The following is a 20,864-nucleotide window of genomic DNA, read 5'->3' as shown; positions in this document are numbered from 1 at the left end:
CGCTTCGAGCCGGAGATGGTGCTGAAGTCGGACACCTTCTCCACCATCGAGCGCGGCATCTATGTCGGCGTCGACGGCACGCGCCTGCCAGCGGTGCGCCGCCTGTTCGGCGAGGTCGCCTGGTGGGTGAAGCCGATCGCCAACCACTTCGCCTGGCGCGAGGCGACGGCGCTCAAGGCCGCCAAGGGCCTCAATGCCGGGCCGGACCTGATCGACGCGGGCGACGGCTTCCTGGTGCGCTCCTTCATCGAGGGGCTGCCGCTGCATCTGGCCCGGCCCACCGATCCCGGCTGGTTCCGCAATGCCAAGCGCATGCTGCACGCGCTGCACCGGGCGGGCGTCGTCCACAACGACCTCGCCAAGGAGCAGAACTGGCTGGTCGGTCCCGATGGCGAGGCCATCCTCACCGATTTCCAGCTCGCGATGGTGTTTTCGCGCCGCTCCAAGCTGTTCCGGGTGCTGGCGCACGAGGATCTGCGCCACCTGCTCAAGCACAAGCGCCGCTATTGCCCGCAGGCGCTCACCGCCGCCGAGCGGCGCATGCTGGGCCGCAAGTCGCTGCCGGCGCGGCTGTGGCTGATGACCGGCAAGAAGGTCTACAACGCCATCACCCGCGGCCTTCTGCGCTACGAGGATCGCGAGGGCGGCGGCAAGCGCCTGACCAATGACGGACCGCTGATCCTGGCGTGGCTGAAGCGTCACCCGCAGGTGCGCGATGCCTTCGTCGCCGCCTACCCGTTCCCGCGCCGCGGCTGCGGCCTCTATGCGTTCGTCGAGGCCCCCGGCCTCGACGCGGAGGCGATTCGCGGCTTCATCGTCCAGGAGATGGGCTGCGATCAGGCGCCGGAACTGCTGCAGGTGGTCGAGTACCTGCCCCGCCACCCGGACGGCAGCGTGCACGAGGAGGTGCTGCGGCTCGTGGCGCTGAACCAGATCGATCTGGTCGCCACCCTGCCCGAGACCGAAGAGGCACGCGCCGCCACGCGCCGGATCGTCGCCGGCCGGCTCAACCTCGCCGACCGCACCTGAGGCGACCCGCGCCATCCGGCTGGGGACGGCGGGCCCAGCCGGCCGTGTCCGGCTTGTCGATCGGGGGCAAGACCGGCTAAGGACACCCCTTGGCATGACCCCTGAGCCCAAATCCTCCTTCGTCCTGAGCCGCCGGCACCTTCTCGGTATCGAGGGGCTGTCCTATCCCGAGATAACCGGGCTTCTCGACCTCGCCGACGAGTACGTCGCGCTGAACCGTCAGGTCGAGAAGAAGCGCACGGTCCTGCGCGGCCGCACCCAGGTCAACCTGTTCTTCGAAGCCTCGACGCGCACCCAATCCTCGTTCGAGATCGCCGGCAAACGGCTCGGCGCCGACGTGATGAACATGTCGGTCGGCTCCTCCTCGATCAAGAAGGGCGAGACGCTGATCGACACCGCGGTGACGCTGAACGCCATGCATCCGGACATCCTGGTGGTCCGCCACGGCGATTCCGGCGCGGTGGCGCTGCTCGCCCGCAAGGTCGACTGCTCGGTGATCAATGCCGGCGACGGCGCCCACGAGCACCCGACCCAGGCGCTGCTCGACGCTCTCACCATCCGCCGCAACAAGGGGGCGATCGACGGGCTCACCGTGGCGATCTGCGGCGACATCCTGCATTCGCGGGTGGCGCGCTCGAACATCATCCTCCTCAACACGCTGGGCGCGCGGGTGCGGGTGGTGGCGCCCTCGACGCTGCTGCCCGCCGGGATCGAGCGCTTCGGCGTCGAGGTCTATCGCGACATGCGCGAAGGCTTGCGCGACGCCGACATCGTGATGATGCTGCGCCTGCAGCGCGAGCGCATGCATGGCTCGTTCGTGCCCTCGGTGCGCGAATATTTCCACTATTACGGCCTCGATCAGGCCAAGCTGCGCTTCGCCAAGCGCGACGCGCTGGTGATGCATCCGGGGCCGATGAACCGCGGCGTCGAGATCGATTCCAGCGTCGCCGACGGCGCCCAGTCCCTCATCAATGAGCAGGTGGAGATGGGGGTGGCCGTGCGCATGGCGGCGCTCGAAGCGCTCGCCCGCCACCTGCCGAACGCATGAGCACCATCGGGGGCCGGTCATGCCGTTGAGCGAGGTTCGCCCGCTGCTGTTCGCCAATGCGCGGCTCGTCGATCCGTCGCGCGATCTCGACTTCGTCGGCGATCTCCTGATCGCCGACGGGGTGATCCGCGAGGCGGCGCGCGGCATCGCGTCGGCCGGCGTGCCGGAAGGCACCCAGGTGGTCGACTGCCGCGGCCACGTGCTGGCGCCGGGCCTGGTCGACATGCGCGCCTTCGTCGGCGAGCCGGGCGCCGAGCACCGCGAGACGCTGGCCTCGGCCAGCCAGGCGGCGGCGGCCGGCGGCGTCACCACCGTCGTCTGCCAGCCGGAAACCGACCCGCCGATCGACGATCCGGCGGTGGTCGATTTCGTGCTGCGGCGCGCCCGCGACACCGCGATCGTGCGCATCCAGCCGATGGCGGCGCTGACCAAGGGGCTCGCCGGCCAGGAGATGACCGAGATCGGCCTGCTGCGGGCGGCGGGCGCGGTGGCGTTCACCAATGGCGCGAAAAGCGTCACCAATGCCCGGGTGTTCCGCCGGGCGCTGACCTATGCCCGCGATTTCGACGCGCTCATCGTGCATCACACCGAAGACCCCGCTCTGGTCGGCGAAGGGGCGATGAACGAGGGCGAGTTCGCGAGCCGCCTCGGGCTTTCCGGTATCCCGCGCGTCGCCGAGACCATCATGGTCGAGCGCGACATGCGGCTCGTCGCGCTGACCAAGGGCCGCTACCACGCCGCCTCGCTGACCTGCGCCGAGTCGCTGGAGGTGCTGGCCCGCGCCAAGGACGCCGGCCTGCCGGTCACCGCCTCGGCGTCGATCAACCATTTGAGCTTCAACGAGTTCGACGTCGGCGCCTTCCGCACCTTCTTCAAGGTGTCGCCGCCGCTGCGCGGCGAGGAGGACCGGCTGGCGCTGATCGAGGCGGTCGCCTCCGGGCTGATCGACGTGGTGATGAGCGACCACAACCCGCAGGATGTCGAGACCAAGCGGCTCACCTTTGCCGACGCGGCGGCCGGCGCCATCGGGCTGGAGACCATGCTGTCGGCCGGGTTGCGCCTGGTGCATGCCGGCAAGCTGACATTGCCGAAGCTGCTGCGCGCCCTCTCCAGCCGCCCGGCGGAAATTCTCGGCCTGGCGGTCGGCACGCTGAAGCCCGGCGCGCCGGCCGACATCATCGTGTTCGACCCCGCCGAGGCGTGGCGGCTCGATCCCGCCGACCTCAAGTCGCGCTGCAAGAACACGCCGTTCGACGAGGCGAAGATGGAAGGACGGGTGCTGCGGACTCTTGTTGCCGGCCGCACCGTCTATGAATATGTCTGAGCCACCTGCGAGGGGGCCCACCGGGAACTCTCCGTCGGAACGCCGATAACTCCAACTCTTCAATGGTTTCCCGGCGAGGATTGATCAGCGGCCGCAAGTGGCCGGCAGATCGCCCGCCACCGGGTCGCATCGTCTGGATTTTTCCATCGCGAGGGCATCATGCCGGAGATCGACTGGACATATGGATGGCCGTCTTTCGTCGCCGCACTGGCGCTCGGCTATCTTCTGGGGACGATCCCGTTCGGGGTCATCTTCACCCGCCTTGCCGGCGCCGGGGATCTGCGCGCCATCGGCTCTGGCAATATCGGCGCCACCAATGTGCTGCGCACCGGCCGCAAGGGACTGGCGGCGGCGACGCTGATCTTCGACGCGCTGAAGGGGACCGCCGCCGTGCTGATCGCCGCCCATCTGTGGGTCGACGAGCAGCCGCTGATCGCCGGCCTCGGCGCCTTTCTCGGCCATTTGTGGCCGATCTGGCTCAAGTTCAAGGGTGGCAAGGGCGTGGCCACCTATATCGGCGTGCTGGCCGGCCTCGCCTGGCCGGCGGCCTTGGCGTTCTGCCTGATCTGGCTCGCGGTCGCCGCGTTGAGCAAATATTCCTCGCTGGCGGCGCTGGTGGCCAGCATCGCCACGCCGTCGCTTCTCATCTTCTTCGGCTATGACGACGAGGTGCATCTGTTCGTCGGCATGACGGCGCTGCTGTGGTGGATGCACCGCGCCAATATCAGCCGGCTGCGGGCGGGCAAGGAAAGCAGGATCGGCGCGGCGGCCCCGGCCGCGCCATCCGCCCCGCCGCCGGGTCCGGATGCTGCCCCATGACCGGCCCGGCGGGCCGCTGCCTTGACGAGGCGACCCGCCTGGATTGGCTGCGGCTGTGGCGTTGCCAGAATGTCGGCCCGCGCACCTTCCGGGCGCTGGTCAATCATTACGGCAGCGCACGCGCCGCGATCGAAGCCCTGCCGACTCTCGCCAAGCGTGGCGGTGGCCGCAGCATCAAGGTGGCGACCCGCGACGAGATCGAGCGCGAAGTCGCCGCCGCCCGCCGGCTCGGCGTGGCGTTCATCGCGCTCGGCGAGCCGGACTATCCGCCGCGCCTGCGCGAAGAGGACGACTCCCCGCCCCTTCTGGCGGTTCGCGGCCAAACCGAGGTGCTGACCCGGCCGATGGTGGCGATCGTCGGCGCCCGCAACGCCTCCGCCGCCGGGCAGAAGATGGCGGCCATGCTGGCGCGCGACCTTGGCGCGGCCGGGTTCGTGATTTCCTCGGGGTTGGCCCGCGGCATCGACGCCTCCGCCCACGACGCCTCGCTCGCCACCGGCACCGTGGCGGTGCTGGCCGGCGGACATGACCGCCCCTACCCGCCCGAAAACATTCCCCTGCTCGACCGGCTGACCGGCACGGGTGCGGCGGTGTCGGAAATGCCGATGGGCTGGGAGCCGCGCGGGCGCGACTTTCCCCGCCGCAACCGGCTGATCTCGGGCATGGCGCTGGGCGTCGTGGTGGTGGAGGCGGCGGAGCGCTCAGGCTCGCTGATCACCGCCCGACTGGCCGGGGAACAAGGCCGCGAGGTGTTCGCGGTGCCCGGCTCACCGATCGATCCGCGCGCGAGCGGCAGCAATCGGCTGCTGAAACAGGGGGCGACCCTGGTGACCGAGGCCGCCGACGTGATCGAGGCGCTGCGGCCGATCCTGGAGCGGCCAAGGGTGGGGCTTACGTCGGGCGGGTTTGCGTCGGGTGGGCTCGCATCCATGGCCCCGCTGCTGCCATTGACACCAGCCGACAAGTCGCTGCGCGAACCCGACCAAGTGCCGGTGGTTGCCGCGCCGGATGACAGCCTGCGCGACCGCATCGCCGCGCTGCTTGGCCCCGCACCGGTGTCGATCGATGATTTGATCAGGCTAACCGCCGCGTCCGCCGCCGCGGTTCAGGTCGTAGTGCTGGAACTCGACCTCGCCGGACGGCTGACACGGCTTGGCAACGGCCTTGTCACCGCGGCGTGACGCCGCTGCTCAGGATTTTTGCTTATCGGCGTGAGACTCCGCCTCAAGGCGCGCCATATCCAAGATATAAGCGAGCATCGGCAGGCTGTTCCGATAGGCCATGATCGACAACTCGGCCGAAACTTCCGCGATATAGTCCGCTACGTTGGTTTCCGCCTCATATCGCGGGTTGGGCAATCCTCGGTTCGGCGCCTGCGCTTCCATTTCCGGTTTCCGGCGATCCAGAATGAGTGCCATAGTTGCGATCCCTCATTTCTATTACAAGTTAGCGACAAATGTTCCCAGAAGCAACCCCTGCGATAATTTGCCGGACATGCACTTTGTAATTGTTAAGCTTGAGATACGGCGTTTGACAGGCCGGCTTCCGCCCCTCATGTTCCGCGCGCTGAAGTTCCGGCGTGACCCACCGTCCTTTTGAGCCTGAGATGCGCGTCGTCGTTGTCGAGTCGCCTGCCAAGGCGAAGACGATCAATAAATATCTCGGCCCCGGCTATGAGGTCGTCGCCTCCTTCGGGCATATCCGAGACCTTCCCGCCAAGGATGGCTCGGTCGATCCCGAAGCCGATTTCCGCATGCTTTGGGACATCGAGCCGAAGGCGGCCAAGCGGCTCGCCGACATCGCGCGTGCGGTCAAGGGTGCCGAGAAGCTCATTCTCGCCACCGACCCGGACCGCGAGGGCGAGGCGATCTCCTGGCACGTGCTGGAGGTGCTGAAGGAGAAGCGCGCGCTCAAGGACGTCGCGGTCGAGCGGGTGACGTTCAACGCCATCACCAAGCAGGCGGTGCAGGATGCGATGACGCATCCGCGCGAGATCGACCAGGCGCTGGTGGATGCCTACCTCGCCCGCCGCGCGCTCGACTATCTCGTCGGCTTCACCCTGTCGCCGGTGCTGTGGCGCAAGCTGCCGGGCGCCCGCTCGGCCGGCCGCGTGCAGTCGGTGGCGCTGCGGCTGGTGTGCGACCGCGAGCTGGAGATCGAGCGGTTCCGCACCCAGGAATACTGGACCATCGTGGTCCGGCTTCAGACGCCGCGCGGCGACGTGTTCGAGGCGCGGCTCGTCGGCGCCGACGGCAAGAAGCTCGGCCGGCTCGACGTCGGCGACGCCGCCAGCGCCGAGGCGCTGACCCGGGCGCTCGATGCCGGCCAGTACCGCGTCGCCGGGGTCGAGGCGAAGCCGGTCAAGCGCCATCCCTGGCCGCCCTTCACCACCTCGACGCTGCAGCAGGAGGCGAGCCGCAAGCTCGGCTTCGCGCCGGCGCGTACCATGCAGATCGCCCAGCGCCTCTATGAAGGCGTCGACATCGACGGCGAGACGGTCGGCCTCATCACCTATATGCGAACCGACGGCGTGCAGATCGCCGACGAGGCGATCGCCGCGGCGCGCCGGGTGATCGGCACCGAGTTCGGCGATCGCTACGTCCCGCACGCGCCGCGGGTCTACCGCACCAAGGCCAAGAACGCCCAGGAGGCGCACGAGGCGATCCGACCGACCGACATGGCCCGTCACCCTGACCGCGTCGCCCGCCGCCTCGACCCCGACCAGGCGAAGCTCTACGAGCTGGTGTGGAAGCGCACCATCGCCAGCCAGATGGAGTCGGCGGAGATCGAGCGCACCACCGTCGACATCGTCGCCGCGGTCGACGGCCGCAAGCTCGACCTTCGGGCGGTCGGCTCGGTCGTCAAGTTCGACGGCTTCCTCAAGCTCTACCAGGAGGACCGCGACGACGACGGCGAGGACGAGGAGAGCCGCCGCCTGCCGAAGGTCAACACCGGCGAGGCGCTGGATTGCCGCGGCGTGGAATCGACCCAGCACTTCACCGAGCCGCCGCCGCGCTATTCCGAGGCCAGTCTGGTCAAGCGGATGGAGGAGCTCGGCATCGGCCGCCCCTCGACCTACGCTGCGGTCCTCGCCGTGCTGCGCGAGCGCGGCTATGTCCGCATCGACAAGAAGCGCCTGCATCCGGAAGACAAGGGCCGGCTGGTCACCGCGTTCCTGGAGAGCTTCTTTTCGCGCTACATCGAATACGACTTTACCGCCTCGCTGGAGGAGCAGCTCGACCGCATCTCCAATGCCGAGCTCGACTGGCGCGAGGTGCTGCGCGATTTCTGGCGCGACTTTGCCGCCGCGGTCGGCGAGACCAAGGACCTGCGGGTGGCGCAGGTTCTGGATGCCCTCGACGAACTCCTGGGGCCGCACTTCTTCCCCGACCTCGGCGACGGGATCGACCGGCGCCGCTGCCCGACCTGCGGCGACGGCCGGCTGTCGCTGAAGCTCGGCAAATACGGCTCGTTCATCGGCTGCTCGAACTATCCCGAATGCAAATACACCCGCCCGCTGGCGGTGCCGGGCAATGGCGACGGGTCCGGGGAAGCCGAAGGAAATCGCAGTCTCGGCGAGGATCCCGATACCGGGCTCGAAGTCACCGTCCGCAACGGCCGCTTCGGCCCCTATGTCCAGCTCGGCGAGGGCGAGAAGCCCAAGCGCTCCAGCTTCCCGCGCGGCCTGGACCCCGTCTCGATCGATCTCGAAACCGCGCTGGCGCTGCTGTCGCTGCCGCGCGAGGTGGCGACGCACCCGGAGACCGGCAAGCCGATCCTGGTCGGCATCGGCCGGTTCGGCCCCTACGTCCAGCACGACAAGACCTACGCCAATCTCGGGGCCGAGGACGAGGTGCTGTCGATCGGCGCCAACCGCGCCATCGACCTGATCGTGACCAAGGAGACGCGCGGACCGGGCCGCGGCCGCGGCGCCGACAGCGGCCGGGTGCTGGGCGATCACCCCGCGCTCGGCGGGCCGATCAGCGTGCGCGCCGGGCGCTACGGCCCCTATGTCAACCACGGCAAGGTCAATGCGACGCTGCCGAAGGACGTCCCCCCCGAAAGCGTGACGCTTGAGCAGGCCGTGAGCCTGCTCAAGGCGCGGGCCGAGAAGCTGGAAGCGGACGGGCCGAAGCCGAAGCGGACGACGACCAAGGCCAAGACGACGAAGACGACCAAGACGAAGGCCGCCACGGCCGCCACGGACGAGACCGCGCCGAAAAAGGCGAAGACGACAAAGACCGCGACAAAGGCCGCGAAAACCAACGCAAAGCCGAAATCCGCCAAGGCAAAGCCGGCGGAGCAGGCTTGATCTTCGGCCTGAGGCGGTCCTTGCCGCCGGAGCGGTGACGTTTCCGCCGGCGCGTCCTATTGTGAGGCGGTTCGCCGTTTCGCCATCGTCGTCGCGTAGCCTTGCTCCGATCACGCCTCCCCGCGAGTCGCATTTGCCCAAACGCTCCAAAACCTTGCCCGCGCTGCCCTCCAGGCAGGAGGTGCTGGCATTCCTGCGGACCCATCCGGGCGCCGGCAAGCGCGAGATCGTGCGCGCCTTCGACCTCGGCAGCGGCGAGCGCGCGGCCCTGAAGGATCTGTTGCGCGAGCTCGCCGACGAGGGGCTGGTCGACCGCCGCAAGAAGCGCCTGCACGTGCCCGGCGCCCTGCCGGCGGTCGTGGTGGCCGAGATCACCGGCCGCGACAGCGAGGGCGAGCTTCTCGCCGAGCCTGTCGAGTGGGACGCGGCGGAGCACGGCCCACCGCCGAAAGTCCGGGTGCACATCCCTCGCCAGCGGCGCGCCGCCTCGCCCCCGCCCGGCGTCGGCGACCGGGTGCTGCTGAAGACCGAGGAGAGCGCCGACGAGGCCGGCCATGTCCGCCATGCCGGCCGGGTGCTCAAGGTTCTCGACAAGTCCAAGGCCCGCATTCTCGGCCTCTACCGGCGCCTGCCCGGCGGCGGCGGCCGGCTGGTGCCGGTCGACAAGAAGAGCCTCGGCCGCGAGCTTTCGGTGCCGGCCGGCGCCGAGGGCCAGGCCGAGGATGGCGACCTCGTCTCCGCCGACCTCGTGCGCCAGGGACGATTCGGCCTTAACACCGCGCGGGTGCGCGAACGGCTGGGCTCGATCGCCTCCGAGCGCGCCATCTCGCTGATCGCGCTCAACGCCCACGGCATCCCCCACGTTTTTTCGCCGGCCGTGCTGGCCGAAGCCGAGGCTGCGCGGCCGGCGCCGCTCGACGACTACGAGGACTGGCGGGCGCTGCCGCTCGTCACCATCGACCCGGCTGACGCCAAGGACCACGACGACGCCGTTCACGCCGCGCCCGACCCGGACCCCGGCAATCCCGGCGGCTTCATCCTCACCGTCGCCATTGCCGATGTCGCCCGCTACGTGCGGCCGGGCTCGGCGCTCGACCGCGAGGCCAAGCTGCGCGGCAACTCGGTCTATTTTCCCGACCGGGTGGTGCCGATGCTGCCCGAGCGCATCTCCAACAATCTGTGCTCGCTCAGGCCGAACGAGGAGCGGCCGGCGCTGGCGGTGCGCATGGTGATCTCGGACGGCGGCAAGAAGCTGCGCCATACCTTCCACCGGGTGATGATGCGCTCGGCCGCCAAGCTCGCCTATCCGCAGGCGCAAGGAGCCATCGACGGCCGGCCCGACGAGGCGACCGCGCCGCTGATCGAGGGCGTGCTGCGGCCGCTGTGGGCGGCCTATGCCGCGCTCAAAGAGGCGCGCGCGGCGCGCGGCCCGCTCGACCTCGATCTGCCCGAGCGCAAGGTGATCCTGAAGCCGGACGGCTCGGTCGACCGGGTGATCGTGCCGGAGCGGCTCGACGCCCACCGGCTGATCGAGGAGTTCATGATCCTCGCCAATGTCGCCGCCGCCGAGACGCTGGAGCACAAGAAGACGCCGCTGGTCTATCGCGTTCACGACCAGCCCTCGCTGGAGAAGCTGGAGAGCTTGCGCACCTTCCTGGCGACGCTCGACATCGCCCTGCCCAAGGCGCCGGTGCAGCGGCCGTCGCACTTCAATTCCATCCTGGCGCGGGTCGCCGGCAGCGACACCGCCCAGCTCGTCAACGAGGTGATCCTGCGCAGCCAGGCCCAGGCCGAATACGCCGCCGAGAATTACGGCCATTTCGGCCTCAATCTGCGCCGCTACGCCCACTTCACCTCGCCGATCCGCCGCTATGCCGACCTCATCGTCCATCGTGCGATGATCCGGGCGCTCAAGCTTGGCGACGGCGCCCTGCCCGAGAGCATCACCCGCGAAGAACTGGCCGAGACCGCCGCCGAGATCTCTGTCGCCGAGCGGCGGGCGATGGCGGCCGAGCGCGACACCGTCGACCGGCTGATCGCCCACCACCTCGCCGACCGCATCGGCGCCAGCTTCGAGGGCCGCATCGCCGGCATGACCCGGGCCGGCCTGTTCGTGAAGCTGGCCGAGACCGGCGCCGACGGCTTCGTGCCGGCGGCGACGATCGGCGCCGACTTCTTCCGCTTCGAGGAGAACCGCATGGCGCTGGTGGGCGAGCGCACCGGCGAGACGTTCCGGCTGGGCGATACGGTAACCGTCAAGCTTGTCGAGGCGGCGCCGGTCGCCGGGGCGCTCCGCTTCGAGCTTCTCTCCGAGGGCCGCCTCGAAGCCCCCGCCCCGCGCAGCGGCAAGCGGGCGGTCCGCCGGCTCACCGGCAAGGTGGCCCGCCGCTCCGGGCGAACCCGAAAATAAGCGACATCATGACCGACACCCTTCTGTCCGACCGCAGCGCCCGGCTGACCCAGGAAGCCTTGCGCATGATGAAACCCGTGCCCTATCGCCGCCCGCGCGATGCCGCGACGCTGATCCTGCTCGACCGCTCGGGCGCGACCGCCAAGGTGCTGCTCGGCCGCCGTCACGCCGGCCACAGCTTCATGCCCGGCGTGTTCGTGTTTCCCGGCGGATCGGTCGATGCCGGCGACCGGCTGATGGCGGCGCACGGCACGCTCGATCCCGACTGCAGCCGGCGGCTGGCGGAACAAGTGGTGCGACCGAGCGCAACGCGCGCCCGCGCCCTGGCGCTCGCCGCCATCCGCGAGACCTTCGAGGAAACCGGCCTGTTCATCGCTGCCCCGGCCGATGGCCCGGTCGCGGCGCCGTCCCCGGCCTGGGCCGCCTTCGCCGAGCGCGCGCTGGTGCCGACGCTGGCGCCGCTGCGCTTCGTGGCTCGGGCGATCACGCCGCCGGGCCGCAACAAGCGGTTCGACACCCGCTTCTTCGTCGCCGAGGCGTCCGCGGTGGTCGACCGGATCGACGGCGTCATCGGACCCGACGCCGAGCTGGTGGAGCTGGACTGGGTCCCGATCGACCAGACCGCCGACCTCAACATGGCGGTGATCACGCGCATCGTGCTCGAAGAGATCGCCGATCAGGCCGCCGCCGGCTTCTCGGCCGCGACGCCGGTGCCGCTCTACCGGTTCCGCAACAAGGTGTTCATGCGCACGGCGCTGGTTTGATACGGTTTCCGGTTGATCCCTTCGGGATACCGGAAACGACCTCGCCGAAACCCCTTGTTCGATAACGGGGTTTTCGGCGATCGGAATACGGCTCGAAGGCTTGGTCAGCCGGAAACCGTATGATCCGCCGGCCGGCCCGGCCGTCCGGTTCGCCGATCACCGAACCAGTTCCGAATAGAGGCCGGTAATCTCGGCCGGATCGACCGGCGCCTCGCCGCGCTCGGGGTCGACCCGCTTGGGCCGGCAAATGTGCGGTCGCGGCTCGGCAACCCCGATCGCGAGGAGTGGACGCTTCGGCAGGAAGCGCGGCTGGCACAGCGTCAGCCAGGTGCCGTCCGTCGCCCGGTAGGCCGCCAGGAACGACCCGAGCCATTGCCGGAACAGAGTCCGGTCGCTCAAATAGAGGATGATGGAAAACCGCACCCCCTTGCGGGCCTCGACCTTGTGAATCGACAGGCACCACGCGGTGCCATCCGTCAACAATGTATATTTCAGGATCGGCGACGGGCCATGGTCGCGGATGATCTGGCGGCTGTGATCGTCGATGCGGGCGACGATCTGGTCCATGTCGGTAATGACCTGGGGACGCTTCCGGAGAAGATTGTAGTTTATATTCGGCATTATGTAGACGTGATCGTCCAACGTCCGGAAGCCCGTGGCCTTGCCGATGGCGATCGAGCGCCGCGTGGAGCTGAAGGCGGTGAGCGTGACGTCCTTGCGGGCCAGCAGCGCCCGCAGCATGCGAATGCTCTCGGGCCGGTATTTCGGCGTGGCGCAATAGTGGGCGAGGTTGCAGAACCGCTCGGTCACGCCATTGATGGTCTGGTCGGAATAGAAGGCGACCATCACGCCGACGACCCCCTCCTCCGGCTGGATCAAGGCGAAGCCGTAATCGGGAGGGTTTGCCAGCCACGGATAGCGCAGCCAGTCCAGCCACGTCTCCGGCGGAATCTCGCTGTTCATCTCAGCATGCAGGAACCGGCAGACATCCGGAAGGAGATCCTCGGTAATCGGGACGAGCTGGGATCGCGCCATGTCGGTCAGTATCCGCCTGCTGTGGGATTGTATCCGGTGAGACGTTCATACAGGCGGCCGTCGATCGCGATGTTCTCCAGATTGCGCTCGAACGGCGCGTCCAGATCCCAGCAGGTGCGATGAATGAGCCCCGGCTGGAGCGGGCCGAAATGCTGGCAGGGAATGCCGGTGGCGACAGTCCTGAAGCCGAGCTCGAAGCAATCGTCCTGCAGCGCCTTGGTGAAATGGCGCCGCATGCCGAACGGATAGGCGAAATGGGCGATCCCGGTGCCCAGGACGTCTTCGAGAATTTCCTTGCTCTGCGCGATCTCTCGCTTTGCCTCCTCATGGGGCACGGCAGACAGCAGCGGATGGGTGTGGGTGTGGGCGCCGATCACCTGCCCGCACGCCGCCATGCTCCGCAGATCGTCGGTGGACAGCGTCGGCTCGACCTCGGCCGAGATCCGCGTGAAGAACCACGTCAGTTCGTCGGCCGAGGCGGTGTCGCGAAACGGCAGCGTGTTGACGTAGAAGGTCGCGACAGCCCCGCGCCGTTCGAACACCGGCAGCGCGTCGTACCAGGATCTGTAGTTGTCATCGAAGCTGAGCAGGATCATGCGCCCCGATTGTTCGAAGAACGGATCGGGACCGACGAATCTGTAGCCCATGTCGGAAAAGCGCGACAGGAACGCGTCGAGAGCGGCCAGCCGGCCCGCCAGCGAATGACCATAGAGGCAGATCCTGTCCGGCAGCGGCTTGCGCAGGAGAGCGAGATGCGCCCCACGAACGATGGTCTGAACGGCTCTCTTCATGGGGGCATCTCTTGCTGAGCTTCGCGGCGAAATGCTGGCCCGATCGGCCGGATTTCGTAGCGCGCCTCAATAGGCGTTGTGGCTGCGGAACAGCTCGAAGGCTGTCCGGGCCAGGATCTGCAGGTCGAGTGCGAGGCTCCAATTGTTGATGTACCAGAGATCGAGCTCGATGCGCTTGGCCATCTGTTCGAGGCGCGGCGTGCCGCCGCGATAGCCATGCACCTGCGCCCAGCCGGTGATGCCGGGCTTCACGTGGTGACGGAAGGCGTAATTGGCGATCAGGCGGCTGTACTCGTCGTCATGGGCGAGCGCGTGCGGCCGGGGGCCGACGATCGACATGTCGCCGCGCAGCACATTGAAGAGCTGCGGCAGCTCGTCGATGCTGGTCTGGCGCAGGATGCGCCCGATGCGGGTGACTCGATTGTCGGACCGGCGCGCCTGGACGAGCGCGGGCCCATCCTCCATCACCGTCATGGTGCGGAACTTGTAGATGACGAATTCCTTGCCATTGAAGCCGTTGCGTCGCTGCCGGAAGATTGCCGGCCCACGCGACTGCAACCGGATCAGCGCCGCCACCGCCAGCATCAGCGGCATCAGCGCGGTCAGCGCCACCGAGGCGACCGCGATGTCAAGGATTCGCTTGGAGGCCTGCTCGGAGGTGCTGAGCGGCGCCCGCTGAATCTCCACCAGCAGCGACTGGTGCGTGCCCCAGTTGCGGTGTCTCAGGATCGACTGCATGGAGCTGTCGGGCAGAAGGCGCACCGGCAGCGGTGTCGCCCGCAGCCGCTCGCGCACGAATTCGAGCAGGGCGGAGTCGCCCCATGGCAGGGCCAGAACGATCGCCTCGGCGTGCGCCTTGCGGGCATGGCGCATCGCCTGCTTCACCGCCGCCGCCTGTCGCTGCCGCCCCGCCGCATCGCCGGTCTGGGGCAGCACCACCCGCCCCACCACGTCGAGGCCGCCGAGGATCATCAGATTGCGGCTGCCGCCGGCGGCAAACTCCTCGTCCGTGCCGAGAACCACCACCCTCCGGCCGTGGATGGCGCCGCGGGCGACCGCGCGCAACAGCCACTGTCTCACCACCGCGCGCCAGGACAGCAGCGCCACGATGCCGATCCCCGCGAAGCAGAGGACCGACCCGCGCGAGACATCCTCGCCGCGTTTCATGAGGAAGAGCGCGATGCTGATGACCAGCATGGACCAAAGCCAGCAGGCCGCGATCTGCGAATAGTCGCGGTCGCGCTGCACCAGCCTCTGCAGCCGGTACAGTTCGAAGCGGTTGGCCGCCAGCGCATAGGCAAGGCTGCCGATCAGCCCCAGCCCAGCATAGGGCATAAGTTCGCCGGCCTGCCCCGCTACGGCCAGATGATAGAGCGAGCCGCCAAGCACGCCCGCAGCGCCGATGATGAGGGCATCGACCGTGGCAACGACCGGCTCGACGGCGCTGAAGGCGATGCCGAGCCGCTGACGCTGGGCACGGGGTGTCGGCGCCGCGCTGTGCAGTATGTCCGATACGGCAACCATCATTCCGTCTCGCGCATGACATCCCGGTGAGCGACGATGCCGCAATCGGTGATGGCCTTGTGACTGGAACCGCCAGGGGGAGTGGAACGGCCCGGCGACGGCTAGACTTGGAACCAAGAGCTTGGATCCAAGAGCTTGGATCCAAGAGCTTGGAGCTTGGTCTGGATCCTGGGCCCGGCCGGGCCGCACGCCTCACTTCTGCGCGGGTTGCGCCGCCTGCACCGGCGTCTCCGCCGTTTCCGCGGGGTCGATCCGCTCGATCTTGGTTTCGGCGCGCAGCTTGTTGATGAGTTCGATCTGCGCCTTGCGGGCGACGACCACCTCAAGCCGGTCGCGCACCGTCTCGAACTCAAGCGGCTTGCGCGTGCGCTGATCCTCGACCCTGATGACGTGCCAGCCGAACTGCGTCTTGATCGGCGCCGACACGGCCCCCTTTTCGAGCTTGAAGGCAACGTCGGCGTATTCCTGCCCCATCTGGCCGCGGGTCATGTAGCCCATGTCGCCGCCGGTTTCCTTGCCGGCGGGGTTTTCGGTCATCGCCTTGGCGACGGCGACGAAATCCTCGCCTTTGGCGATCCGCTTGATGGCCGCCTTCGCCTTGTCTTCGGCGGCCTTCACCTCGGCTTCGTTGTTCGGGTCCGGGAAGCGGAACAGGATGCTGCGCAGGTGAAGCTCCGGCTCGGCCGGGGCGGAGAGGATCACGTCTTCATAGGCCTTGCGCACCGTGTCGTCGGTGACGGCCTCGTCGCCGGTCACTTCGAGAATTCTGTCCATCAGCGCCTTGTTGCGCATGAACGTCATGCGGCGCTGCATGTCGGCCTCGTCGGCAATGTTCCGGCTCTGGGCGGCCTTGGCCAGGATGACCATGTCGGACAGGAAGGAGATCAGATACTCGCGCTTCGCGTCATCCTGGGGAGGAACCGTCTTGCCGAGGGTCTCCTCCGCCAGCGCCAGGTCGCTTTGCCGTATCTCCACGCCATCGACGCGGGCGACCAGCGGATCGGCTGCCGGCGTCTCACCGAAGCACGGACCCGTCACGGTCAAGAAAGCCGCGGCACAGCACATCACAAGTCCCCGGCTGGAACGGCCAGACTTGGAAGGTGATTTGGCAGGTGATGCGGATGTCTGGAAATCTGACTGGAAGATCATCTTGAATTCCTTGACGAGCGCGTAATGGTCAAGAGCATCAGGCAGCTTCGTCAGGCCGGATCGTGCCGCGGATAATGACAAGGACGACCGACGTAGCGCAGAAGTTCGGCGCAAAACATCGGCGCAGGCCCTCGCCGGTCGTTATTCGCACTGCCTGTCTCTCGATCCCCGCCCTCATTAGCGGACCCACCGTAACGCACGTGTGATAGGTGAAAGACATATCGGTGACAGCGCGGTCCGGTCATGCCGGCCAGTCTTGGCGTCACGTGCAGAGCCCACATATTGCAACCTTTGGGATTCGGGCGTGCGCAGGTTCGAAGGCACCGATCTGGTGCTTCTCGCGATCGAATTGAGGCATTCTCCTTTGCCGGACAACTTCTCAGCTCTGCCGGGAAGACTTTGATCGGATCGCGCCGGATCGCGTCGCGGATGAGGCGTTTTCAATACTTGCCTGTCGCGACACGTGGCACCCCGACACGTGGAACCCCGATACTTGGAACCCCGATACTTGGCGCCCCCGATACTTGGCGCCCCCCGACACTTGGAACCGGGTGCCGGGCGGACCGGGACATTGAACGTCGTCCGTGTCGACCGGCGGGCCGCTACGCCGACGATGAACGGCCCGGCTCGAATTGTCGTCGCGCTTGGCGGGAGGGTTCTGGCGCGCGACAACATCCGCCAGAAGTATTGTCTGCGCCTCGTCGATTTTTGCACATCCTCCCCTTTCCGCCGCTCGACGGCTGGCGTAGCGTTGTTGAAAAGAATGGTGAACTTGACGTTGGGACCGTGAAGATCTGTGCGGTTCCGAAGGTGTCGAAGTCGAAGCAGGGTAGCGGGGGCGTCGAACATGACCTTAAGCAGCAAGATCGTGTGGCCGGGCGCGGCCGCAGCGGTGGTGCTTGCCGCCACCCTCGCCGGCTGCGCCGACACGCGCCAGGAGGGCGGCACGCTGATGCCGGGCACCATGGCCTCCGCGCCACCGCCCTTCCCGCAGGATAAGCTGCTCGGCAACTGGGGCATCGCCTCCTATCGCGACGAGAAGGACCGCAAGCGCACCGAGGCGCAGGCGCGCAGCCAGTGCAAGCTGCCCTACACGATCAGCCGGGGGCCAACCGACGGGATCATGATGCACGTCGCCGACGATCCGCAGATCCACGAGCTGAAGCTGAAGGGTGCGCCCGGCGGCAAGGCCTATATCGGCTTCGAGGGCCCGCCCGGCGATCCTCAGGATCGCGAAGTCATTTCGTTCACCGAGAACGTCATCGTCATGCGTTTCGTCGATCCCGACGCAAATTCACGCTACGGAACCTTTGTCTATGTGCGCTGCCCGGCCTGATCCAGGCCGATACACCCCCACAGCGCCTGAAAGGAGCACCCTATGTTCAGTGGTCGGAACCTCAGTTTTTGTGCGATCGGCGCAGCGGTCCTGACGAGCGTGTTTCTGGCCGGCGTGTTCGTCGCCCGGCCCGCAATTGCCCAGCCAATGCCGATCGGCGGCATGGGCTCGGTGCTCGATATTGGCGACGAGCCGGGCCGCATCTCGACCGAGGAGACGGTGATCTCCGACGGGCCGTTCGCGCGTCAAATGGTGTTCTTCCGCACAACTGAAGCGCCGGGCACCGTCATCATCCACACGTCGGAGCGCTTTCTCTACATCGTCCAGCCCAAAAATCGCGCCTTGCGCTACGGCATCGGGGTCGGCCGCGACGGCTTCCAGTGGTCGGGCCTGGTGCGCATCTCGCGCAAGGCGGAATGGCCGGATTGGACGCCGCCGGCGGAGATGATCCAGCGCCAGCCCTATCTGCCGCGCTTCATGGCCGGCGGGCCGGGCAATCCGATGGGCGCGCGCGCCCTCTATCTCGGCGAGACGGTCTATCGGATTCACGGCACCAACCAGCCGGAGACCATCGGCAGCGCCGTGTCGTCGGGCTGCTTCCGCCTCGCCAATGGCGACGTCATCGATCTCTATGCCCGCATTCCGCTGGGGACCAAGGTCGTCGTCCGCCACGGCGCCAGCATCTGATGCGCACCGCCGGCCGCCCATGCCGGCGTTTCCCTTGCGTTCGCCGGAAGTCCCGCCCGGACGAGGATTTCCGGCGAGATCGGTCTCGCGGCCTTAATTTGCGCGCGATCCGACTGCGAACGTCCGCTCACCGAATTGACGGCACCAAATCCATCGCCACGGAGCTGATACGATGTCGACCGAAGCCCGCGCATTTGCCGGAGTTCTATTCGCGCTGACGATCTCCTTCGCGTCTGCCGTCTCAGCCGGAACGCTCGATACCGTGCGCCAGCGCGGCACTCTCGCCTGCGGCGTCAATCAGGGGCTCTTCGGCTTCGCCGAGCGCAACGACAAGGGCGTCTGGTCGGGCTTCGACGTCGATTTCTGCCGCGCGGTCGCGGCCGCATCGCTCGGCGATCCCGACAAGGTGAGCTTCGTGCCGCTGTCGGCGGCCGAGCGGTTCGACGCGCTGCGCGAGGGCAAGATCGACCTGCTGTCGCGCAACTCGACCTGGACGCTGGAGCGCGAGGCCGACCTCAGCGTGCTGTTCGCCGGCATCACCTATCATGACGGCCAGAGCTTCATGGTGATGCGCAAGCCCGACGTGACCTCCGCGCTCGAACTGGACGGCAGCAAGGTCTGCGTTCAGACCGGCACCACCAGCCAGGCCAATCTGGCCGACTTCTTCCGCGCCAACTCGATGAAGTACGAGGAACGCCCCTTCCCCACCCCGGCCGATGCGCTCAAGGGCCTCGCCGACGGGCAATGCGACGTTCTGACCGCCGACCAGTCGGCGCTCTACGCCATGCGGCTCGAACTGAAGAAGCCGTCCGAGGCGGTGATCCTGCCCGACGTCATCTCCAAGGAGCCGCTCGGTCCGGTGACGCGGGCGGACGACCCGGCATGGTTCAATGTCGTGAAGTGGGTCAATTTCGCCTTGGTCAATGCCGAGGAGGTTGGCGTCACCTCGCAGAACGCCACCGAGGCGTCCGGCTCCACCAAGCCGGACGTGCGCCGGCTGGTGGGCGTCGAAGGCGGCCTCGGCAAGAAGCTCGGCCTCGACGATGCGTGGGCGCTGCGCGCGGTGAAGTCGGTCGGCAATTATGCGGAGGTCTACGAGCGCAACGTCGGCACCAAGTCGCGCCTCGGCATTCCGCGTGGGCTGAACCAGCTCTGGTCGATGGGCGGAATTCTCTACGCCCCGCCGCTGCGCTGATCACGGCGCCTCATCGTCCGGCTCAAACCGGCGGCGGCTTCCTCTCTCCGCAGCCCTTGTGGCGAGGGCTGCTTATGGCCGCTGGACAGACGCGGCGGTCAGCCCGTCTTCAGCCAGCCGCCGATGCGCTCCACCGCCTCGGCCATGTCGGCGGCCGAACCGGCATAGGAGAAGCGGATGAAGTGGCGGCCGTCGTGGGGGTCGAAATCCACCCCCGGCGTCGCCGCCACCCCGGCCTCGGCCAGCATGCGGCGGGCGAAGGCGAGACTGTCATTGGTGAAGCGGGAGACGTCGGCATAGAGGTAGAAGGCGCCGTCGACCGGCAGGATGCGGTCGAAGCCGATCTTCGGCAGGCTGCCGGTCAGGATGCGGCGGTTCTCGATATAGCCGCGCTTCACCGCCTCCATCTCCGCGCGGCCGTCGAATGCGGCCTCCGCCGCAACCTGGCTCAAGGTCGGCACCGAGATGGCGAGGTTCTGCTGCAGGCGCTCGATCGGGCGAACCAGCGGCTCCGGCACCACCATCCAGCCGACCCGCCAGCCGGTCATGCAGAAGTATTTCGAGAACGAGTTGATCACGGTGGCGCGCTCCGACACCGCCGCCGCCGTCGCCGCCGCCGCCGGGAAGGCATAGTCGAGGCCGTGATAGATTTCGTCGGAGACGAAGCGGATGCCGGCATCCTCTGCCGCCGCGATCAGCGCGGCCAGCGCCGCACCGGTCATCATGGTGCCGGTGGGGTTGGCGGGGCTCGCCACCAGGACGCCGGCCAGCGGCGCCTTGCGATGCTCGGCGAGCAGCGTCTCGGGGGTGATCGCCCAGCGCGTCTCCGGCCCGGTCTCGATCAGCACCGGCTCGCAGCCCAGCGCCTTGAGGATCTGGCGGTAGGGCGGATAGCCCGGATTGGCGATGGCGACGCGGTCGCCCGGCTGGAACAGCGCCAGGAACGCCAGCACGAACGCCCCCGAGGAGCCGGTGGTGACGACGATGCGCTCCGGCGACACGTCGAGCCCGAAAGTCTCGGCGTAGTACCGGGCAATCCGGCCCCGGAGCGACGGGATGCCGAGCGCCGTGGTGTAGCCGATGCGTCCCTCCTCCAGGCAGCGCGCCGCCGCAGCCCGTGCCGTGGCCGGCGCCGGTGCGGCCGGCTGGCCGACCTCCAGATGCACCACGCGGCCGCCGGCCGCCTCGATGCGGGCAGCCTCCGCCATGATGTCCATGACGATAAAGGGGGCGATGTCGGCGCGGGGCGCAGGGCGGAGAAGCGGATCGAGCGGGCTCAGCATGCCTTCGCATAGCGCACAGGTGGCCGGCGGGAAACAGGTTCGGGCAGGACGCAGTCTCGATCGCGTCATTGACCGCGCCACCAGGGCAATCGGGTGAAAAATCACGCTGCCAGGAGGCTTGCGAGGAAGTCGTCGTCCCAGGCGGCGACTTTTCGCTT

17 protein-coding genes are annotated in these 20,864 nt (G+C 67.9%); 11 read left to right on the top strand and 6 right to left on the bottom strand.

Going from position 1 to position 20,864, the window contains the following annotated elements:
- Positions 1-15 precede the first annotated feature (15 nt).
- From F1193_RS12875 to dprA, 5 genes are all read left to right on the top strand, one after another.
- Positions 16-1,029 (top strand): serine/threonine protein kinase, encoded by a 1,014-nt coding sequence (locus F1193_RS12875; RefSeq protein ID WP_150098234.1) that lies wholly within the window; start codon positions 16-18, stop codon positions 1,027-1,029.
- Between the two features lie 94 nt (positions 1,030-1,123).
- A complete protein-coding gene (locus F1193_RS12870; RefSeq protein WP_150098213.1) occupies positions 1,124-2,077 on the top strand; it encodes an aspartate carbamoyltransferase catalytic subunit in 954 nt (317 codons plus the stop codon).
- Positions 2,078-2,096: 19 nt separating this feature from the next.
- A complete protein-coding gene (locus F1193_RS12865) occupies positions 2,097-3,401 on the top strand; it encodes a dihydroorotase (RefSeq protein WP_150098212.1) in 1,305 nt (434 codons plus the stop codon).
- Positions 3,402-3,560: 159 nt separating this feature from the next.
- Positions 3,561-4,220 carry a glycerol-3-phosphate 1-O-acyltransferase PlsY gene (gene plsY, locus F1193_RS12860; protein ID WP_150098211.1) on the top strand — a complete coding sequence of 220 codons (660 nt, stop codon included), beginning with the start codon at positions 3,561-3,563 and terminating at the stop codon, positions 4,218-4,220.
- The gene (gene dprA, locus F1193_RS12855; RefSeq protein ID WP_150098210.1) at positions 4,217-5,401 is read left to right on the top strand and encodes a DNA-processing protein DprA; all 1,185 of its coding nucleotides are present in this window, start codon (positions 4,217-4,219) and stop codon (positions 5,399-5,401) included. Before plsY ends, dprA begins: the two co-directional genes overlap by 4 nt.
- Positions 5,402-5,410: 9 nt before the next feature.
- On the opposite strand, the gene F1193_RS12850 is transcribed toward dprA, so the two are convergent.
- The gene (locus tag F1193_RS12850; RefSeq protein ID WP_150098209.1) at positions 5,411-5,638 is read right to left on the bottom strand and encodes a hypothetical protein; all 228 of its coding nucleotides are present in this window, start codon (positions 5,636-5,638) and stop codon (positions 5,411-5,413) included.
- A gap of 188 nt (positions 5,639-5,826) precedes the next feature.
- Between F1193_RS12850 and topA the strand changes: the two genes are divergently transcribed.
- The 3 genes from topA to F1193_RS12835 all read left to right on the top strand — a co-directional run bounded on the left by topA (position 5,827) and on the right by F1193_RS12835 (position 11,706).
- Entirely contained in the window at positions 5,827-8,532 is a 2,706-nt protein-coding gene (gene topA / locus F1193_RS12845) for a type I DNA topoisomerase (protein ID WP_150098208.1), read from the top strand.
- Between the two features lie 133 nt (positions 8,533-8,665).
- A complete protein-coding gene (gene rnr, locus F1193_RS12840) occupies positions 8,666-10,942 on the top strand; it encodes a ribonuclease R (protein ID WP_246164381.1) in 2,277 nt (758 codons plus the stop codon).
- A gap of 8 nt (positions 10,943-10,950) precedes the next feature.
- Positions 10,951-11,706, top strand: a complete 756-nt coding sequence (locus F1193_RS12835) for an NUDIX hydrolase (protein WP_246164379.1) — start codon at positions 10,951-10,953, stop codon at positions 11,704-11,706.
- 156 nt (positions 11,707-11,862) lie between these two features.
- On the opposite strand, the gene F1193_RS12830 is transcribed toward F1193_RS12835, so the two are convergent.
- The 4 genes from F1193_RS12830 to F1193_RS12815 all read right to left on the bottom strand — a co-directional run bounded on the left by F1193_RS12830 (position 11,863) and on the right by F1193_RS12815 (position 16,319).
- Entirely contained in the window at positions 11,863-12,741 is an 879-nt protein-coding gene (locus F1193_RS12830) for a hypothetical protein (protein WP_150098207.1), read from the bottom strand.
- A 5-nt stretch (positions 12,742-12,746) separates the two neighbouring features.
- A complete protein-coding gene (locus F1193_RS12825; RefSeq protein ID WP_150098206.1) occupies positions 12,747-13,532 on the bottom strand; it encodes a polysaccharide deacetylase family protein in 786 nt (261 codons plus the stop codon).
- Positions 13,533-13,598: 66 nt separating this feature from the next.
- Positions 13,599-15,056: an undecaprenyl-phosphate glucose phosphotransferase gene (locus F1193_RS12820; protein ID WP_170263620.1), complete on the bottom strand. Its 1,458-nt coding sequence runs from the start codon at positions 15,054-15,056 to the stop codon at positions 13,599-13,601.
- Positions 15,057-15,248: 192 nt separating this feature from the next.
- Entirely contained in the window at positions 15,249-16,319 is a 1,071-nt protein-coding gene (locus F1193_RS12815; RefSeq protein ID WP_170263617.1) for a peptidylprolyl isomerase, read from the bottom strand.
- Between the two features lie 733 nt (positions 16,320-17,052).
- Here F1193_RS12815 and F1193_RS12810 point away from each other — a divergent pair.
- From F1193_RS12810 to F1193_RS12800, 3 genes are all read left to right on the top strand, one after another.
- Complete coding sequence (locus tag F1193_RS12810; protein WP_150098203.1) at positions 17,053-17,541, top strand: hypothetical protein; 489 nt, start codon at positions 17,053-17,055, stop codon at positions 17,539-17,541.
- 147 nt (positions 17,542-17,688) lie between these two features.
- Positions 17,689-18,228, top strand: a complete 540-nt coding sequence (locus tag F1193_RS12805) for a L,D-transpeptidase (protein WP_150098231.1) — start codon at positions 17,689-17,691, stop codon at positions 18,226-18,228.
- 172 nt (positions 18,229-18,400) lie between these two features.
- Complete coding sequence (locus tag F1193_RS12800; RefSeq protein WP_150098202.1) at positions 18,401-19,423, top strand: amino acid ABC transporter substrate-binding protein; 1,023 nt, start codon at positions 18,401-18,403, stop codon at positions 19,421-19,423.
- A gap of 98 nt (positions 19,424-19,521) precedes the next feature.
- Here F1193_RS12800 and F1193_RS12795 read toward each other — a convergent pair whose 3' ends face one another.
- Positions 19,522-20,706 (bottom strand): pyridoxal phosphate-dependent aminotransferase, encoded by a 1,185-nt coding sequence (locus F1193_RS12795; RefSeq protein ID WP_246164377.1) that lies wholly within the window; start codon positions 20,704-20,706, stop codon positions 19,522-19,524.
- Positions 20,707-20,864 lie beyond the last annotated feature (158 nt).

The sequence above is a fragment of the Blastochloris sulfoviridis genome, from assembly GCF_008630065.1.
Lineage (GTDB): Bacteria > Pseudomonadota > Alphaproteobacteria > Rhizobiales > Xanthobacteraceae > Blastochloris > Blastochloris sulfoviridis.
This window is presented reverse-complemented; position numbering and strand designations above follow the sequence as displayed.

Bases quoted from the DNA above. Each gene is read 5' to 3' on its own strand.
- F1193_RS12875 (WP_150098234.1), top strand. From the start codon at position 16: ATGGTGCTGAAGTCGGACACCTTCTCCACCATCGAGCGCGGCATCTAT.
- F1193_RS12870 (WP_150098213.1), top strand. From the start codon at position 1,124: ATGACCCCTGAGCCCAAATCCTCCTTCGTCCTGAGCCGCCGGCACCTT.
- F1193_RS12865 (WP_150098212.1), top strand. From the start codon at position 2,097: ATGCCGTTGAGCGAGGTTCGCCCGCTGCTGTTCGCCAATGCGCGGCTC.
- plsY (WP_150098211.1), top strand. From the start codon at position 3,561: ATGCCGGAGATCGACTGGACATATGGATGGCCGTCTTTCGTCGCCGCA.
- dprA (WP_150098210.1), top strand. From the start codon at position 4,217: ATGACCGGCCCGGCGGGCCGCTGCCTTGACGAGGCGACCCGCCTGGAT.
- F1193_RS12850 (WP_150098209.1), bottom strand. From the start codon at position 5,638: ATGGCACTCATTCTGGATCGCCGGAAACCGGAAATGGAAGCGCAGGCG.
- topA (WP_150098208.1), top strand. From the start codon at position 5,827: ATGCGCGTCGTCGTTGTCGAGTCGCCTGCCAAGGCGAAGACGATCAAT.
- F1193_RS12835 (WP_246164379.1), top strand. From the start codon at position 10,951: ATGACCGACACCCTTCTGTCCGACCGCAGCGCCCGGCTGACCCAGGAA.
- F1193_RS12830 (WP_150098207.1), bottom strand. From the start codon at position 12,741: ATGGCGCGATCCCAGCTCGTCCCGATTACCGAGGATCTCCTTCCGGAT.
- F1193_RS12825 (WP_150098206.1), bottom strand. From the start codon at position 13,532: ATGAAGAGAGCCGTTCAGACCATCGTTCGTGGGGCGCATCTCGCTCTC.
- F1193_RS12820 (WP_170263620.1), bottom strand. From the start codon at position 15,056: ATGGTTGCCGTATCGGACATACTGCACAGCGCGGCGCCGACACCCCGT.
- F1193_RS12810 (WP_150098203.1), top strand. From the start codon at position 17,053: ATGACCTTAAGCAGCAAGATCGTGTGGCCGGGCGCGGCCGCAGCGGTG.
- F1193_RS12805 (WP_150098231.1), top strand. From the start codon at position 17,689: ATGCCGATCGGCGGCATGGGCTCGGTGCTCGATATTGGCGACGAGCCG.
- F1193_RS12800 (WP_150098202.1), top strand. From the start codon at position 18,401: ATGTCGACCGAAGCCCGCGCATTTGCCGGAGTTCTATTCGCGCTGACG.
- F1193_RS12795 (WP_246164377.1), bottom strand. From the start codon at position 20,706: ATGCTGAGCCCGCTCGATCCGCTTCTCCGCCCTGCGCCCCGCGCCGAC.